At 69.8% G+C, this 15,251-nt stretch carries 12 protein-coding genes and 1 pseudogene; 7 read left to right on the top strand and 6 right to left on the bottom strand.

What is annotated here, in order from left to right:
- Nucleotides 1-150 precede the first annotated feature (150 nt).
- A complete protein-coding gene (locus tag OHA11_RS23435) occupies nucleotides 151-1,269 on the bottom strand; it encodes an IS630 family transposase (protein WP_266493617.1) in 1,119 nt (372 codons plus the stop codon).
- 202 nt (nucleotides 1,270-1,471) lie between these two features.
- Here OHA11_RS23435 and OHA11_RS23440 point away from each other — a divergent pair, with 202 nt between their 5' ends.
- Nucleotides 1,472-2,452 (top strand): NAD(P)H-quinone oxidoreductase, encoded by a 981-nt coding sequence (locus OHA11_RS23440; RefSeq protein ID WP_266499330.1) that lies wholly within the window; start codon nucleotides 1,472-1,474, stop codon nucleotides 2,450-2,452.
- 3 nt (nucleotides 2,453-2,455) lie between these two features.
- On the opposite strand, the gene OHA11_RS23445 is transcribed toward OHA11_RS23440, so the two are convergent.
- Nucleotides 2,456-2,947 carry a hypothetical protein gene (locus OHA11_RS23445; RefSeq protein ID WP_266499332.1) on the bottom strand — a complete coding sequence of 164 codons (492 nt, stop codon included), beginning with the start codon at nucleotides 2,945-2,947 and terminating at the stop codon, nucleotides 2,456-2,458.
- 185 nt (nucleotides 2,948-3,132) lie between these two features.
- Between OHA11_RS23445 and OHA11_RS23450 the strand changes: the two genes are divergently transcribed.
- Both OHA11_RS23450 and OHA11_RS23455 read left to right on the top strand, forming a co-directional pair.
- Nucleotides 3,133-3,708, top strand: coding sequence for a PadR family transcriptional regulator (locus OHA11_RS23450; protein ID WP_266499333.1), 576 nt, complete (start codon nucleotides 3,133-3,135; stop codon nucleotides 3,706-3,708).
- Between the two features lie 86 nt (nucleotides 3,709-3,794).
- Nucleotides 3,795-4,337 (top strand): bacterial proteasome activator family protein, encoded by a 543-nt coding sequence (locus OHA11_RS23455; RefSeq protein WP_266499336.1) that lies wholly within the window; start codon nucleotides 3,795-3,797, stop codon nucleotides 4,335-4,337.
- A gap of 157 nt (nucleotides 4,338-4,494) precedes the next feature.
- Here the strand turns inward: OHA11_RS23455 and OHA11_RS23460 are convergent, their stop codons facing one another.
- On the bottom strand, nucleotides 4,495-6,183 hold the full coding sequence (locus tag OHA11_RS23460) for a protein kinase (RefSeq protein ID WP_266499337.1): 1,689 nt from the start codon (nucleotides 6,181-6,183) through the stop codon (nucleotides 4,495-4,497).
- Nucleotides 6,184-6,529: 346 nt separating this feature from the next.
- On the opposite strand from OHA11_RS23460, the gene OHA11_RS23465 reads away from it, so the two are divergent.
- Nucleotides 6,530-8,089: a protein kinase gene (locus OHA11_RS23465; protein WP_266499340.1), complete on the top strand. Its 1,560-nt coding sequence runs from the start codon at nucleotides 6,530-6,532 to the stop codon at nucleotides 8,087-8,089.
- A 119-nt stretch (nucleotides 8,090-8,208) separates the two neighbouring features.
- Here OHA11_RS23465 and OHA11_RS23470 read toward each other — a convergent pair whose 3' ends face one another.
- Nucleotides 8,209-9,234 carry a phosphotransferase gene (locus OHA11_RS23470; protein WP_266499342.1) on the bottom strand — a complete coding sequence of 342 codons (1,026 nt, stop codon included), beginning with the start codon at nucleotides 9,232-9,234 and terminating at the stop codon, nucleotides 8,209-8,211.
- A 185-nt stretch (nucleotides 9,235-9,419) separates the two neighbouring features.
- Nucleotides 9,420-9,819, bottom strand: a pseudogene (locus OHA11_RS23475) (response regulator transcription factor).
- Between the two features lie 378 nt (nucleotides 9,820-10,197).
- Between OHA11_RS23475 and pdhA the strand changes: the two are divergent.
- Genes pdhA through OHA11_RS23490 form a run of 3 tightly spaced genes read left to right on the top strand, consistent with a single transcriptional unit; the run spans nucleotide 10,198 to nucleotide 13,989 of the window.
- Entirely contained in the window at nucleotides 10,198-11,364 is a 1,167-nt protein-coding gene (gene pdhA, locus OHA11_RS23480; RefSeq protein ID WP_266499345.1) for a pyruvate dehydrogenase (acetyl-transferring) E1 component subunit alpha, read from the top strand.
- Nucleotides 11,365-11,366: 2 nt separating this feature from the next.
- A complete protein-coding gene (locus OHA11_RS23485; protein WP_266499347.1) occupies nucleotides 11,367-12,347 on the top strand; it encodes an alpha-ketoacid dehydrogenase subunit beta in 981 nt (326 codons plus the stop codon).
- Between the two features lie 10 nt (nucleotides 12,348-12,357).
- The gene (locus tag OHA11_RS23490) at nucleotides 12,358-13,989 is read left to right on the top strand and encodes a dihydrolipoamide acetyltransferase family protein (protein WP_266499349.1); all 1,632 of its coding nucleotides are present in this window, start codon (nucleotides 12,358-12,360) and stop codon (nucleotides 13,987-13,989) included.
- Between the two features lie 191 nt (nucleotides 13,990-14,180).
- Here OHA11_RS23490 and OHA11_RS23495 read toward each other — a convergent pair whose 3' ends face one another.
- Nucleotides 14,181-15,077 (bottom strand): D-alanyl-D-alanine carboxypeptidase family protein, encoded by an 897-nt coding sequence (locus tag OHA11_RS23495; protein ID WP_266499351.1) that lies wholly within the window; start codon nucleotides 15,075-15,077, stop codon nucleotides 14,181-14,183.
- Between the last annotated feature and the right edge of the window lie 174 nt (nucleotides 15,078-15,251).

Below are 15,251 nucleotides of genomic sequence, written 5' to 3' on the forward strand. Positions count from 1 at the left end.
CTCTCGCCGCACCGGGCACAGACCCAAGTACGTCCAGTACGCGGGTCTGTGCCCGGCACGCCGAGAGAACGCACCGAACGCCGCTCCTTCCCCACGGAGATCCATCAGAAGCCCCCTAGTGCGTTGGCCACGAACGTTCGCCGGGTTTGATCAGGCGGCTTTGGGTCGTGGTCGGCCCCAGCGTTGCTGGCGTTCGCTGCGGACCTTGGCGCGTTCGCGGCGCTGGGCGGCCAGGACGTCGGGGTGACGGGCGTTGGCGTTGCGCCAGCGCAGGTAGTCCTGAAGCTTCCAGGACAGGACGGTGTGGTTGGGGTGGTTGGAGTTGCCCATGACGAAGTTGCGCAGGGGCCCGAACTGAGCCTCGATCGGGTTGGCCCACGACGCGCTCGTCGGCGTCAGGCACAACTCGACCTTGTTCTTCCTGGCCCAGGTCCGGATGGCCGGGGTCTTGTTCGCCGACAAATTGTCCATGATCACGTAGACGGGGGCGCCGTCGGGGCGGGCGGCCCGGATCGACTTCAGCGCCGAGAGGCTGTGGTCACCGCCTTTGCGGCGGCGGGTCACGCCCCACAACTGGTCATCGCCGAGGGAATAGCAGCCGTGGAAGTACCGGATACCGTGAGTGCGGTGATAGGTGGCCGGCAGCCGGTCCGGTTTCTTCTCCCCGGCCCAGCCGGAGCCGTGGCAGGGCCGGATCGACAGCGGACCGAACTGGTCGAACGCGAAGCACCGGTCCAGGAAACGGCTGGTCACGTGCTCGATGCGGTCGAGTTTGGCGTCCTTGTCGGGATCCCTGGACTCCTTCCAGGTGCGGGTCCGCTGAAACGAGATCCCGTGCTCGCGCAGGATCTGCCGCAGTCGTTCCCGGCCGACCTTCACCGTCCGGACCCGGTTGCGGGCCAGGTACTCGGTGAGCTTGCGAAGGCTCCAGTGCGTGAACGGGCGTCCCAGCGTGACTGGGCGGGTCCTGGCCGTCGCGATGATGAACTCGCGTTCGTCATCGCTGATCAGGCGGGGACGGCCTCCCGCCCACCGAGGGTCCAGCGCGGCCAGGCCCTTCTCGTTGAACGCATGGATCACGTCCCGGACGGTGTCCTCGTGCGCGGCGGCCAGCCGTGCGATCGCCGCCACGGGAGTGCCCGACGCCGACGCCATGATGATCAGTGCCCGACGGACCCGTACGGACTCATGGCGGCCCCGCCGGACGATCTGCTGCAGTCTCTGGCCCTCTTGATCAGTCAACCGCCGTGCTCTGACCGGCTCTGCCATGCATGACCTCACTCCCCACGACAACCACGTCGCTATCGAGAGTGAGACTGACAGACCCAGGCACCCCGGACATCGACCGGCGTATCACCAGACCCGGCGAACGTTCGTGGCCAACGCACTAGCGGCAGAATCGAGGCAGGGCCATCGGTAGGACCGAGGTGGGCCGGTGGCAGGACCGGACCTCCGGAGTAGCCTCGCCCGCATGCGAGCGATCACGATTCCTGAACCTGGTGGGCCCGAGGCGCTGGTGTGGGACGAGGTCCCGGATCCGGTGGCCGGAGAGGGCGAAGTGCTGGTCGAGGTGGCGGCCGGCGCGGTGAACCGTGCCGATCTGCTTCAGCGGCAGGGCTTCTACGACCCGCCGCCCGGCGCGTCCCCGTACCCCGGCCTGGAGTGCTCCGGGCGGATCGCGGCGGTCGGTCCCGGTGTCTCGGGCTGGGACGTCGGGGACGAGGTGTGCGCGCTGCTTTCCGGCGGCGGGTACGCCGAGAAGGTGGCGGTGCCGGCCGGGCAACTGCTGCCCGTGCCCGAGGGGGTCGGACTCGACACGGCGGCCGCGCTGCCCGAGGTGACCTGCACGGTCTGGTCCAACGTCTTCATGATCGCCCACCTCCGCCCCGGCGAGACGCTGCTGGTGCACGGCGGAGCGAGCGGCATCGGCACCATGGCGATCCAGCTGGCCAAGGCCGTCGGCGCGAAGGTCGCCGTCACCGCGGGCAGCAAGGAGAAGCTGGAGTACTGCGCCGGGCTCGGCGCGGACGTGCTGATCAACTACCGCGAGCAGGACTTCGTCGAGGAGATCAAGGCCGCCACCGACGGGGCGGGCGCCGACGTCATCCTCGACAACATGGGTGCCAAGTATCTGGACCGCAACGTCCAGGCCCTCGCGGTCAACGGACGGCTCGCGATCATCGGCATGCAGGGCGGCATCAAGGGCGAGCTGAACATCGCGATGCTTCTGGGCAAGCGCGGCGCCGTCACCGCGACCTCGCTGCGCGCCCGCCCCGCCGAGGAGAAGGCGGCGATCGTCGCGGCCGTACGGGAGCACGTCTGGCCGTTGATCTCCGCCGGTCACGTACGTCCGGTGGTCGACCGCGAGCTGCCGATGAGCGACGCGGCCGCGGCGCACCGGGTACTGGAGGAGAGCGGGAACATCGGGAAGGTGCTGCTCACGGTCCCGTAGGGCTCAGCCCCGTCGTACGCGCAGTGCGAGGAACGCGAGGCCGAGGCCCAGGCCGATGAGGACCAGCCCGCTGCCGAGGGGCAGGACCCGGAGGACGGGTTCCGAGGCGCGTACGGGGCGGTTCGTGGCCTGTCCGGCGTCGGCGGGCGGGTGGGACCGCGGTGCGGTGTCCCCGGGCGTCTCGGGGGCGACGGCGTCCTCCGAGCGCTCCCGGCCCGCTGAGCTGTCCGGGTGACCCACCCCCTCCCCGAAGTCTTCTTGCGGCGCTTCCTCTGCCTGCGTCTCCTCCGCTTCCTCTGCCTCGTCCGTCTCCGTCGGCGCGGGCGGTCGGCCCGGCCGCTCCCGTCCCTCCCCGGCCCGGCTGCCCGCCCGTGACTCGCCGGGCGCGGGTTCGTACGAGGAGACGCGCGGGACGGCGTACGACGCCGGGGCGGGGCCCGCCAGCAGGAGCAGCAGCAGGCCGGCCGCGCGCAGGGAGCGGAGCCATGGAGCCACGTCGGTGACCCCTTCCTGGTGCGAAGGAACCAAGATCGACGGCACCAGCGTCACATGGTGCGCGCGCACCGGCATCTCGATGGCTGGGTTGACGACGGTTCGGTCGCCCGGTCGCCAGCCGCTCTGATCTCGTCACCCTCGGTCATGCCCTTGGTTCACACACATGCACGGGGTAGATACCGGTTATGTCGATACGACACGGTCTGCTGGCGCTCCTGGAGCGCGGCCCCCGCTACGGTTCGCGGCTGCGCAGCGAGTTCGAGGCGCGCACCGGCTCCGTCTGGCCGTTGAACATCGGCCAGGTCTACACGACGCTCGGCCGGCTGGAGCGGGACGGCCTGGTCGTACAGCAGGGCCCGGACGAGGCCGGACACGTGCTGTACGCGCTGACGGACGCGGGCCGGGCCGAGCTGCGGGCCTGGTTCACGCGTCCCGTGGAGCGCACGGACCTGCCGCGCGACGAGCTGGCGATCAAGCTGGCCATGGCGGTCGGGGTGCCAGGGGCCGACGTACGGGCGGTCGTGGAGACACAGCGGCGGTATCTGTCGGAGGCGATGCACACGTACACCCGGCGGCGGGCCCAGGTGCTCGCGGAGGGTCCCGGGCACCGCGACGGTGTGGCCCGGCTGCTCGTCCTGGAGCACCTCGTCTTCCGCGCGGAGGCCGAAACGCGGTGGCTCGACCACTGCGAGGTCCGGCTGCTGCGGCTCGCGAACGCCGTGGCCACGGACCCGCCGCAGCCGCCGACGCCGTCAGCCTGACGTGAAGCGCCGGTGCGGACATGGTGGATCACGCACGGGAGGGGGCACCAGGGTGATGAAGTGTGCGGGTGCGAGAGAATGGCGGCATGGAGATGCCGAGGAGCGAAAGGTCGCCGGAGAACCCCCAGATCCTGGTCGTTGGCCAGGACGGGATGGCTCTTGGCGGCGGAGGAGACGAGGACTCCCGTGAGGTCCCGGTGACGGAGATGGTGGAGCAGCCCGCCAAGGTCATGCGCATCGGGAGCATGATCAAGCAACTGCTGGAGGAGGTGCGTGCGGCGCCTCTGGACGAGGCGAGCCGGGTCCGGCTCAAGGAGATCCACGCGAGCTCGGTCAAGGAGCTGGAGGACGGTCTCGCTCCCGATCTCGTCGATGAGCTGGAGCGGCTCTCCCTGCCGTTCACGGACGACGGAATCCCTTCCGACGCCGAGCTGCGGATCGCGCAGGCCCAGTTGGTCGGCTGGCTGGAGGGGCTCTTCCACGGGATCCAGACCACCCTGTTCGCCCAGCAGATGGCGGCTCGCGCCCAGTTGGAGTCGATGCGCCGGGCGCTCCCGCCGGGTGTGGGCGGCGGCGAGGACGACGACGACCCGCGTGCGGGCGGCCGAGCGGGCGGTCCCTACCTGTAACTCCGACCCGTACGCCGACTCCGGCCCGTACGCCTACCTGTAACTCCGAACAGAGCGCAGCGGAAAGGGGCCCGGCAGGAATGCCGGGCCCCTTCGTGTGTCCGAAAGCCCGCGTCCGAAGCCCGCTTCTGTATGCGTGCGTCCCAAGGACCGGGCGTCAGGCGGGGTTGCCCGTCGACACGTAGAGCTGGATCTTGGGCATGTCCTTGGGGTCGACGTCCGAGTCGGCCTCGGGGATCTGGGTCATGACCGTGTCCTCGCCGTAGGCGTTCTCGTCGACCGGCTTGCTCTCGTACTGCCAGCCCGCGGCCTGCAGGCACGCCTTCACCGAGTCCATGTTCTTGAACTTGAAGTCCGGGACCTTGATCTTGTCGGCGTCGTTGTACGACTCGTCGGGCTCCGTGCAGACCGTCGTCTCGATCTTCTTCGTCGTGTCCGGCCCCTTGTGCCCGGCGACCGCGGACGCCGAGGCGCTGGGGCTGCTGTCGCCTCCCGCGTCGTCGCCCTTGTCCCCGCCGTTCAGTGACAACGCGGCGATCAGCCCGCCGATGGCGGCGAGCGCGACGACGATCGAGCCCACGATCACCGGCATGTTGCTCTTGCGGCCGCCACCGGGCGCGGGGGCCGAGGGCTGCGGAGTGATCGTGTACGGCGGCGGGGTCGAGTAGCCCTGTTGTGGCTGCTGGTGCTGCGGCTGCTGAGGGGAGTACGCGGCGGTCTGGGGCGGCGTCTGGTAGCCGCCCTGCTGCGGATAGCCGTACGACGGGGCGGGCGTGGACGCGGGCGTCGGGGTCGGCGGGCCGTAGGCACCCGGCTGGTACGGCGTCTGCACGTTGCCCTGCGGAGCCTGGGCCGACTGGTCGACCGGCGGGAACACGGCGGAGCCGACGCCCGCGCCGCTCGACGTCTGGGCACCCGGCACGATGCTCGGCGGCGTGGCCTGGAACGACTGGGCGACGCGCAGGCACTCGTCGCGCATCGACTCGGCGTTCACGAAACGCTCGTTCGGGTTCTTCTTCAGTGCGCGGGTGACCAGCGCGTCCACGGCCGGAGGCAGCGAGCGGTTGATCGAGGAGGGCACGACGGGCTCCTCCTGGACGTGCGCGTACGCGATCGCCAGCGGCGAGTCCGCCTCGAACGGCAGCCGCCCGGTGACCAGTTGGAACAGCATGATGCCGACCGAGTACAGGTCCGAGCGGGCGTCCACGCCGCGGCCGAGGGCCTGCTCCGGGGAGAGGTACTGCGGGGTGCCGACGACCATGCCGGTCTGCGTCATCGACGTGACACCGGACTGCATGGCGCGGGCGATGCCGAAGTCCATCACCTTGACGACGCCGCGCTTCGTCATCATCACGTTGCCCGGCTTGATGTCGCGGTGGACCAGGCCCATCTCGTGGCTGATCTCCAGGGCCGCCAGCACGTCCGCGGTGATCTTCAGGGCCTTGTCGGCGGGCATGGCGCCGTACTGCGCGATGTCCTGGTCGAGGACCGAACCGAGCGGGCGGCCCTCGACGTACTCCATGACGATGTACGGGGTCGGCGCTCCGGCGCCCGCGGTGGAGCCGCCGTCGAGCAGCGTGTCCTCGCCGGTGTCGAAGACCGAGACGATGTTCGTGTGCGTGAGCTTGGCCACCGCCTGGGCCTCGCGCCGGAAGCGCTCGCGGAAGGCCTGCTCACGGCCGAGCTCGGTGTGCAGTGTCTTGATCGCGACCTGTCGGTCGAGCACCGAGTCGTACGCAAGATGGACCGAGGCCATGCCGCCTTCGCCGAGCAGGTCACGCAGTTGGTAGCGGCCGCCGGCGACCGAACGCCCCGCATACCGGTCATGTGCGCCGTCCTGGCTCATGTCTCTGCGTCCCCCATCGGCGTGCGCCGTCACGCGGGCCGAACTGCTGCTGTGGCTCCCGCGGCGGTGATCCTTAGTGTGATTCCCGGCCAAGTCTGCCGGAGGCCACTGACACGTCAAGCTCGGTGCCCGATCCGTGACCGTACGCGAAAGAAGAGTCGCGGAAGCGTTACAGGTGCCGTCCGGCAGGTACACAGAATTTGCACCCGCGGACCGGCTGCGGGTTTCATGGCCGGTCCATCTCGGGTCGGCCTCGCGCACGGAGGCTGTAGCGTGGCCCGACGGAGACCGTAACAACCACCGCGCGTACTTCGACCGGTGCGGACAGAAACGACGGCGAGGACTGATGGCACAGCAGCAGCGCGCTCAGGGCCCGTCCGACCCCGAGGCGACTGGCGGCGGTATGTCAGATGCGCCGGAGTTGTGGGGTAACGGCGGGCTGGTCGGGGACGGCCGATATCGGCTGACCCACAGACTGGGCCGGGGTGGTATGGCCGAGGTCTTCGGGGCCGAGGACGTCCGTCTGGGGCGGACGGTCGCGGTCAAGCTGCTCCGCTCCGACCTGGCCGAGGACCCCGTCTCCAAGGCTCGCTTCACGCGTGAGGCACAGTCGGTGGCCGGCCTCAACCACCACGCGGTGGTGGCGGTCTACGACTCCGGCGAGGACGTGGTCGGACACCAGACCGTCCCGTACATCGTGATGGAGCTCGTCGAGGGCCACACGATCCGTGACCTGCTGCTCAACGCCGAGGCGCCCGGGCCCGAGCAGGCGCTCATCATCGTCTCCGGGGTGCTGGAAGCGCTTGCGTATTCGCACCAGCACGGCATCGTGCACCGCGACATCAAGCCCGCGAACGTGATCATCACCAACACCGGTGCGGTCAAGGTGATGGACTTCGGCATCGCGCGCGCCCTGCACGGCGCCCAGTCCACGATGACTCAAACCGGCATGGTCATGGGCACGCCCCAGTACCTCTCGCCGGAGCAGGCGCTCGGCAAGGCGGTCGACCACCGCAGCGACCTGTACGCGACGGGCTGCCTCCTCTATGAACTCCTCGCGCTGCGGCCGCCGTTCACCGGTGAGACGCCGCTGTCGGTGGTCTACCAGCATGTCCAGGACATTCCGGTGCCCCCTTCCGAGGTCTCGGACGCGGCGCCGCCGGAGCTGGACGGCCTGGTCATGCGCTCGCTCGCGAAGGAGCCGGACGACCGGTTCCAGACCGCGGAGGAGATGCGCGGGCTCACCCAGTACGGGCTGCAGATGCTGTACGACCAGGGTGGCCACACCGGGACCTGGAACACCGGTCCCGTGGAGATGTACGAGTCCGTGAACACCCCGGCGATGGGCTTCGCGGGCACCGCCGGGATGCCGCACCCCAGCGACTCGGGCACCACCCAGATCCCGTCACCGATACTGCCGCCCGGCCGTGGTGGCGGAGGCGACGACGGGGGCTTCGAGGGACACGGCAACCGGGGCAGCGGCCGCGGCAAGCTGTGGATCCTGGCGGTCTTCGCGGTGGTCGCGATCGCGGCGGGGGTCGCGCTGGCGCTGCAGAACGGCGCCGGGAACGGCGGCGGGAACGGCACGACGCAGTCGCCGACCGCCTCGCAGACCGAGAAGGAAGCGACTCCGAGCGAGGACCCGTCCGAGGAGCCGTCGGACGAGAACACCGAGAAGGACACCAGCACGGGCGGCAACTCGGACTTCACGCCGTCGTTCACACCATCGCCGAGCAAGTCCCCCACGCCCTCGGAGACCGAGCCGTCGGACCCGGAGGTGACGCCTTCGGACGAACCGACCGAGCCGACGGACCCGGAGGTGACGCCTTCGGAAGAACCGTCCGAGCCGGTGGAGACGGGCAACGACGGTGGCCAGACCGGCGCGGATGCCGGCGGCGTGGGCTGACCCGGCTTCCTTCTTCACGACCATCACGCGCGCGCGTGGGACCCGGAATCGGGCTCCACGCGCGCGTGGCTTTTCCCGTTCACGAGTTCCTGGGCCGAGCCGACGGACACGGGTGAGCGTCACCCGACGAACGCCTCGCACACCGCGTCGTACTCGCGCGTCCACCACACCGCCAGCGCGGAGACCGCGGGGAACTGCGGGTCGGCGCGGGTGTCCCCGCGCTCGTAGTGCCAGCGCAGTATCCAGAAGTCGTTGAGCCGCTCCCACCACACGCGGTGCACGGCGGCCGAGAGCTCGGACGGGGTGGCCCGCGCGGATCGCCGGTACGCGCGCGCGTACGCCCGTACCTTCGTCAGGTCGAGCGTGCCGGCGGGACGTACGAAGAAGATCACCGCGGCGCGTACCGCCTCCTCGGCCTGCGGCTGGACGCCGAGCCGGTCCCAGTCGACGATCGCGGCGGGGGTGTCTCCCCGGTAGAGCACGTTGAAGGGGTGGAAGTCCCCGTGCACCCAGCCCACGGAGCCGCCCTGCGGGGGCCGTCGGTCCGCGTGCCGCTCCAGGAGGGCGCGCCGCTCCAGGAGGCGGTGGCGGGCCAGTTCGTCGAAGGCGTCCGCCGGGTGGTGGCGGCGTACCCGGGCGAGCAGGTCGTCGATGAGCGCGAAGGTGTCGGCGGGGTCCGCGCTCTCCGCGCGCTCCTCGGACTGCCGCGGCGGCATCACCCGCTCCAGGGACGCGTGTACGACGCCCAGGAGGGCCCCCAGGCGCCGGCACTGCACCTCGGTGAGCTGGGCGCCGCTGCGGTGGCGTCCGTCGATCCAGGGGTGCAGCGCGTACGCGTGGCCGCCGATGACGGCGACCGTGCGGCCGTCGGTGCCGGTCAGCGGCGGGGCCACCGGGACGCCGAGGTCGGCCAGGCGCTGGGTCGCGCAGTGCTGGCGGGCGATCGCGGCGGGGTCGGCGGTCTCGGGGTCGAAATGGTGCTTGAGGAAGTACCGGCCCTGAGTGGTGGCGAGCCGGTAGCCGCGGTTCAGCAGCCCTTGGTCGACGGGTTCGCAGGCCAGCGGGACCCCGGCGGCGTACCGCCGCAGCAGGGCGCCCAGCGGGGGTGCGGGGGAGAGGGTGGGCGAAACAGATGAGCGCGGCACGCGCCAGATGTTAGGGCACCCGAGAGGCCCTTGACCTCGGGCTTGTCACGGACGGTACGTGTGTGGCAGCAGCGGGCCATGGCCGGTGGAGTGCACGGTGGTGTGCGGCACCACGGAGGGGTCGGCCTCTACGGAGTGCGCGGACAAGAGCGGCCTCTACGGAGTGCGCGGAAAACGCGGAAGGCTCAGCGCTGCTTCTCCGCCTGCATCCGGGCCACGTACGCGGCCGCCTGCGCACGCCACTCCCTACCGAGTTTGGAAAGCAGACTAACCCGAGGTGCCCGCCATGATCGCGTCGAACAGCGCCTCGTCGTCGGCGTAGGACGTCAGCGTGAGGCATTTGATGCTTTCGTCCCGCGAGCGGATCTCGCGGCACACCTCGACTCCGCTGCCGTCCGGCAGCCGTACGTCGAGGACGGCGACGTCCGGGTGCGTGGCCGGAATTCGCGCCAGAGCGTCGGCCGCCGTACCGGCCTCGCCGACCACCACGATGTCGTCCTCCACCGAGAACAGTTCGTGAACACCGCGGCGGACCACCTCGTGGTCATCGAGAAGAAATACAGTGATTTTTCCCTCTTCGTGCACGGAGTCAGTGCCACACACGATCTTTCCGACCGCCCCGGTCGAGCTCTTCCCGTCCCCGGGGTGACCGGGATAACGTGCCGGTGTTCCGGCCCCCTGCAAGGCTGTAACCAGTGCTGTGACCAGCGGCTGTTCCCGACCCGCGCGAAGTGATCGGATTTTCGAGTCGAAGGTACTCGGAAATCCGATCAAATCGCAGGTCAGGATGGGTCTCGCAAAATGTGGAGCACTGGGTAACGTGGTGGTTGCAGGGCGCTCGCCGGGGCACCTGTTACGCCTGTTCCCGGCCGAGGGCACCCACCCCGTGCGCGGGTACGGAGATCAGGCGAGCCGCACTGGCCACCCGGCAACCCCGGGGGCCGGACCGACGGAGGAGCACACGTGACCGTGGAGAGTACTGCCGCGCGCAAGCCGCGACGCGGCGCGGGTACCAAGCGCACCGCTGCGAAGAAGCCGCCGGGCGCCCAGCCCGACCTCGTACAGCTGCTGACCCCCGAGGGCAAGCGCGTCAAGAATGGCGAATATGACGCGTACGTAGCCGACATCACCCCCGAAGAGCTCCGCGGCCTCTACCGCGACATGGTGCTCACCCGCCGCTTCGACGCGGAGGCCACCTCTCTCCAGCGCCAGGGCGAGCTGGGCCTGTGGGCCTCGCTGCTCGGCCAGGAGGCCGCCCAGATCGGCTCCGGACGGGCCACCCGCGAGGACGACTACGTCTTCCCGACCTACCGCGAGCACGGCGTGGCCTGGTGCCGCGGGGTCGACCCGACCAACCTCCTCGGCATGTTCCGCGGTGTGAACAACGGCGGCTGGGACCCGAACAGCAACAACTTCCACCTCTACACGATCGTCATCGGCTCGCAGACGCTGCACGCCACCGGCTACGCCATGGGCGTCGCCAAGGACGGCGCCGACTCGGCCGTGATCGCGTACTTCGGAGACGGCGCCTCCAGCCAGGGCGACGTCGCTGAATCGTTCACCTTCTCCGCGGTCTACAACGCTCCCGTCGTGTTCTTCTGCCAGAACAACCAGTGGGCCATCTCCGAGCCCACCGAGCGCCAGACCCGCGTCCCGCTCTACCAGCGCGCGCAGGGCTACGGCTTCCCGGGCGTCCGCGTCGACGGCAACGACGTCCTCGCCTGCCTGGCCGTCACCAAGTGGGCCCTGGAGCGGGCCCGCCGGGGCGAGGGGCCCACGCTCGTCGAGGCGTACACGTACCGCATGGGCGCCCACACCACCTCGGACGACCCGACCAAGTACCGGGCTGACGAGGAGCGCGAGGCGTGGGCGGCGAAGGACCCGATCCAGCGCCTGCGCACGTACCTGGAGGCTTCAAACCACGCGGACGAGGGATTCTTCGCGGAACTCGAAGCCGAGAGCGAGGCGTTGGGAAGGCGAGTGCGCGAAGTGGTCCGTGCCATGCCGGACCCGGACCACTTCGCCATCTTCGAGAACGTGTACGCGGACGGACACGCGCTCGTCGACGAGGAACGGGCCCAGTTCGCGGCCTACCAGGCGTCGTTCGCCGATGAAGGGGAGGGCAAGTAGCGATGACCGCGGAAAAGATGGCGCTGGCCAAGGCGCTCAACGAATCGCTGCGCACGGCCCTCGACGCCGACCCCAAGGTCCTGATCATGGGTGAGGACGTCGGCAAGCTCGGCGGTGTGTTCCGGGTGACCGACGGCCTGCAGAAGGACTTCGGCGAGGAGCGGGTCATCGACACCCCGCTCGCCGAGTCGGGCATCATCGGCACGGCGATCGGCCTCGCGCTGCGCGGCTACCGCCCGGTGGCGGAGATCCAGTTCGACGGCTTCGTCTTCCCGGCGTACGACCAGATCGTCACGCAGCTCGCGAAGATGCACGCACGGGCGCTGGGCAAGATCAAGCTCCCCGTCGTGATCCGCATTCCGTACGGGGGCGGCATCGGCGCGGTCGAGCACCACTCCGAGTCCCCGGAAGCGCTCTTCGCGCACGTCGCGGGCCTCAAGGTGGTCTCCCCGTCGAACGCCTCCGACGCGTACTGGATGATGCAGCAGGCCATCCAGAGCGACGACCCGGTGATCTTCTTCGAGCCCAAGCGGCGCTACTGGGACAAGTCCGAGGTGAACCGCGAGGCGATCCCCGGCCCGCTCCACAAGGCACGCGTGGTGCGCGAGGGCAGCGACCTGACACTGGCCGCGTACGGGCCGATGGTGAAGGTCTGCCAGGAGGCCGCGGCCGCCGCCCAGGAGGAGGGCAAGTCCCTCGAAGTGCTGGACCTGCGGTCCATGTCCCCGATCGACTTCGACTCCCTCCAGACCTCGGTCGAGAAGACCCGCCGCCTGGTCGTGGTCCACGAGGCACCGGTGTTCCTGGGGACGGGCGCGGAGATCGCGGCCCGGATCACGGAGCGGTGCTTCTACCACCTGGAGGCGCCCGTGCTGCGGGTGGGCGGCTATCACGCGCCCTACCCGCCGGCACGGCTGGAGGATGAGTACCTGCCGGGTCTGGACCGGGTGCTCGACGCCGTCGACCGCTCGCTGGCGTACTGAGGAGAGGGTCGTGACGACGATGACTGAGACTGCCTCGGGACTTCGCGAGTTCAAGATGCCCGACGTGGGCGAGGGTCTGACCGAGGCGGAGATCCTCAAGTGGTACGTCCAGCCCGGTGACACGGTCACCGACGGCCAGGTGGTGTGCGAGGTCGAAACCGCCAAGGCCGCGGTCGAGCTGCCGATTCCCTTCGACGGGGTGGTGCACGAGCTGCGCTTCCCCGAGGGGACGACGGTGGACGTCGGCCAGGTGATCATCGCGGTGGATGTGGCGGGTGGCGGGGCCGCTCCGGTCGCGACACCGGTCGCGGCCCCGACCGAGGCGGGGGCTCCGGCCGGCTCGGCTCCGGCGACTCCCTCCGCTCCATCCACCCCATCGACCCCGTCCTCTCCCACTGCTCCGCTCGCTCCGGTGGCTCCGGTGGCTCCGGTGGCTCCGGTGGCTCCGGTGGCTCCGGTGGAGCAGACCGGGGCTCTTCCTGAGAAGCCCTCGGCTTCTGAAGCCTCGGATGCCTCCGAGGCTTCAGAGCGGAAGCCCAAGTCCGAGGGACGTAAGCCGGTTCTCGTCGGGTACGGCGTCGCGGAGTCCTCCACGAAGCGCCGCCCCCGCAGGGTGGTTCCGGCCCGGCAGCCCGAGGCGGCAGCGGCGGTCGCGGCCGTCCAGAGCGAGCTGAACGGGCATGCGGCTCCGGCGGCCCGCCCGCTCGCCAAGCCTCCGGTGCGCAAGCTGGCCAAGGATCTCGGCGTCGACCTGGCGACGGTCACGCCGTCCGGTCCCGACGGGGTCATCACGCGCGAGGACGTGCACGCGGCGGTGGCCCCGGCCGCTCCCGCCCAGGCGCCCCCGGTCACGGCGGCGCCCCCGCAGGCGCCCGCTCCCGTCCGGGCTCCGGCTCCCGCTCCGGCATCGGCGTCGGCCCCGGTCGTCACGTACGACGGTGTCCGGGAGACCCGTATCCCGGTCAAGGGCGTCCGTAAGGTCACGGCTCAGGCCGTGGTCAGTTCGGCGTTCACCGCGCCGCATGTCACCGAGTTCGTCACGGTGGACGTGACGCGCACGATGAAGCTGGTCGAGGAGCTCAAGCAGGACAAGGAGATGCAGGGGCTGCGGGTCAACCCGCTGCTGCTGATCGCCAAGGCGCTGCTGGTCGCGGTCAAGCGCCACCCGGACATCAACGCCTCGTGGGACGAGGCCAACCAGGAGATCGTCCAGAAGCACTACGTGAACCTGGGTATCGCCGCCGCCACCCCCCGCGGCCTGATCGTCCCGAACATCAAGGACGCCCACACCAAGACCCTGCCCCAGCTCGCCGAGGCCCTCGGGAAGCTGGTCGCCACCGCGCGCGAGGGGAAGACGTCGCCGGCGGCCATGCAGGGCGGCACGGTGACGATCACGAATGTGGGTGTGTTCGGCGTCGACACCGGTACGCCGATTCTCAACCCCGGTGAGTCCGCGATCCTCGCGGTCGGATCGATCAAGCTCCAGCCGTGGGTCCACAAGGGCAAGGTCAAGCCTCGTCAGGTGACCACGTTGGCGTTGTCCTTCGATCACCGGCTGGTGGACGGGGAGCTGGGCTCCAAGGTGCTTGCCGATGTGGCGGCGATCCTGGAGCAGCCCAAGCGGTTGATTACTTGGGGGTAGCGGCTCGGCTGCGGGGTGGTGGGGGCTGGTCGCGCCCATGCGGCGGAGCCGCAGAATGTGACAGCCCCCCCGCCCCCGCCCCCCCCAAAAAAGCTGCGCAGTTCCCCGCGCCCCCATTTTTTGGGGGCGCGGGGAACTGCGCGACCAGCCACACACGGCCCGCGGGCGAACACCCTCGCGGAGCGACTCGCCTACCGCCTGAAGGCGTAGTCCATCAGCTTCTTCGCGTCCGACTCGCGGGCCGCGATGGAGGACGAGGTAAGCACGGTGCCGATCACCGTCTTCCCGTTGCGGGTGGCGGCGAAGACCAGGCAGTACTTGGCCTGGGCGCCGGAGCCGGTCTTCACGCCGATGGCGCCGCTGTAGCTGCTGAGCAGGCCGTTGGTGTTGTTCCAGGCAGCCATGGTGCGGATGCTGCCGGTCCTCGTCACGGTCCTCGCCGTGTACTTCTTCGTCTTCACGATCGCGCGGAAGCTGGCGCTCTTCATCGCGCTGCTGGCGATCTTCGTCAGGTCGCGCGGCGTCGAGTAGTTCGAGCCGCTGCTGATGCCGTCGAACGAGTCGAACTTCGTGTTCGTCAGGCCGAGGTCCCTGGCCTGCCTGTTCATCTTGCCGATGAACGACTTCACGCGGGCGGCACGCGTCGAGCCGGCGCCGAACTTGTCGGCGAGCGCGTACGCGGCGTCGCTGCCCGACGGCAGCATCAGCCCGTACAGCAGCTGGCGGACGGTGACCTTGTCGCCGACGATCAGCCGGGCCGACGAGGCGGTGTTGGCGACGATGTAGTCGCTGTACGCCTTCTGGATGGTGACCTTGGCGTCCAGGTTGAGGTTCGTCTGCGACAGCACGACCTTCGCGGTCATGATCTTCGTCGTGGAGCCGGTGGAGCGGCGGGTGTCCGCGGCCTTGGTGTAGAGCGTCCTGGCCGTGCCGTTGTTCATCACGTAGCCGCCCTTGGCGGCGATCGTGGGCGCGGCGACGGCCTGCGCGGGTGCGGCTGTGAGGGCACCGCTCGCGAGCACGGCTCCGGTGGTGACGACCACTGCGGCAGCTCTGCGAACTCGTGCGCCCTTTATTCCGGTTTTCAAGTCGTTTACCCCGATTAGGTTGAAGGCACCGAGAGGTGCCAAATGCCCCAAGATGGCGGCCACTTGAGAGCACCGCCTTCTCGTGTGACACGTAAGTAGCACAAAAGGATGTGCGTTTGCTGAACAGAAGCTCCTCTTTTTTTGCCCGGCCTCTTGCTGAGTCTGCTGCGTCCG

It is taken from the genome of Streptomyces sp. NBC_00878, from assembly GCF_026341515.1.
Classification (GTDB): Bacteria; Actinomycetota; Actinomycetes; order Streptomycetales; family Streptomycetaceae; genus Streptomyces.

Excerpts from the sequence above, each read along its gene's own strand:
- OHA11_RS23450 (WP_266499333.1), top strand. The coding sequence starts at position 3,133 with ATGTCGATACGACACGGTCTGCTGGCGCTCCTGGAGCGCGGCCCCCGC.
- OHA11_RS23460 (WP_266499337.1), bottom strand. The coding sequence starts at position 6,183 with ATGAGCCAGGACGGCGCACATGACCGGTATGCGGGGCGTTCGGTCGCC.
- OHA11_RS23465 (WP_266499340.1), top strand. The coding sequence starts at position 6,530 with ATGGCACAGCAGCAGCGCGCTCAGGGCCCGTCCGACCCCGAGGCGACT.
- OHA11_RS23435 (WP_266493617.1), bottom strand. The coding sequence starts at position 1,269 with ATGGCAGAGCCGGTCAGAGCACGGCGGTTGACTGATCAAGAGGGCCAG.
- OHA11_RS23440 (WP_266499330.1), top strand. The coding sequence starts at position 1,472 with ATGCGAGCGATCACGATTCCTGAACCTGGTGGGCCCGAGGCGCTGGTG.
- OHA11_RS23455 (WP_266499336.1), top strand. The coding sequence starts at position 3,795 with ATGGAGATGCCGAGGAGCGAAAGGTCGCCGGAGAACCCCCAGATCCTG.
- OHA11_RS23485 (WP_266499347.1), top strand. The coding sequence starts at position 11,367 with ATGACCGCGGAAAAGATGGCGCTGGCCAAGGCGCTCAACGAATCGCTG.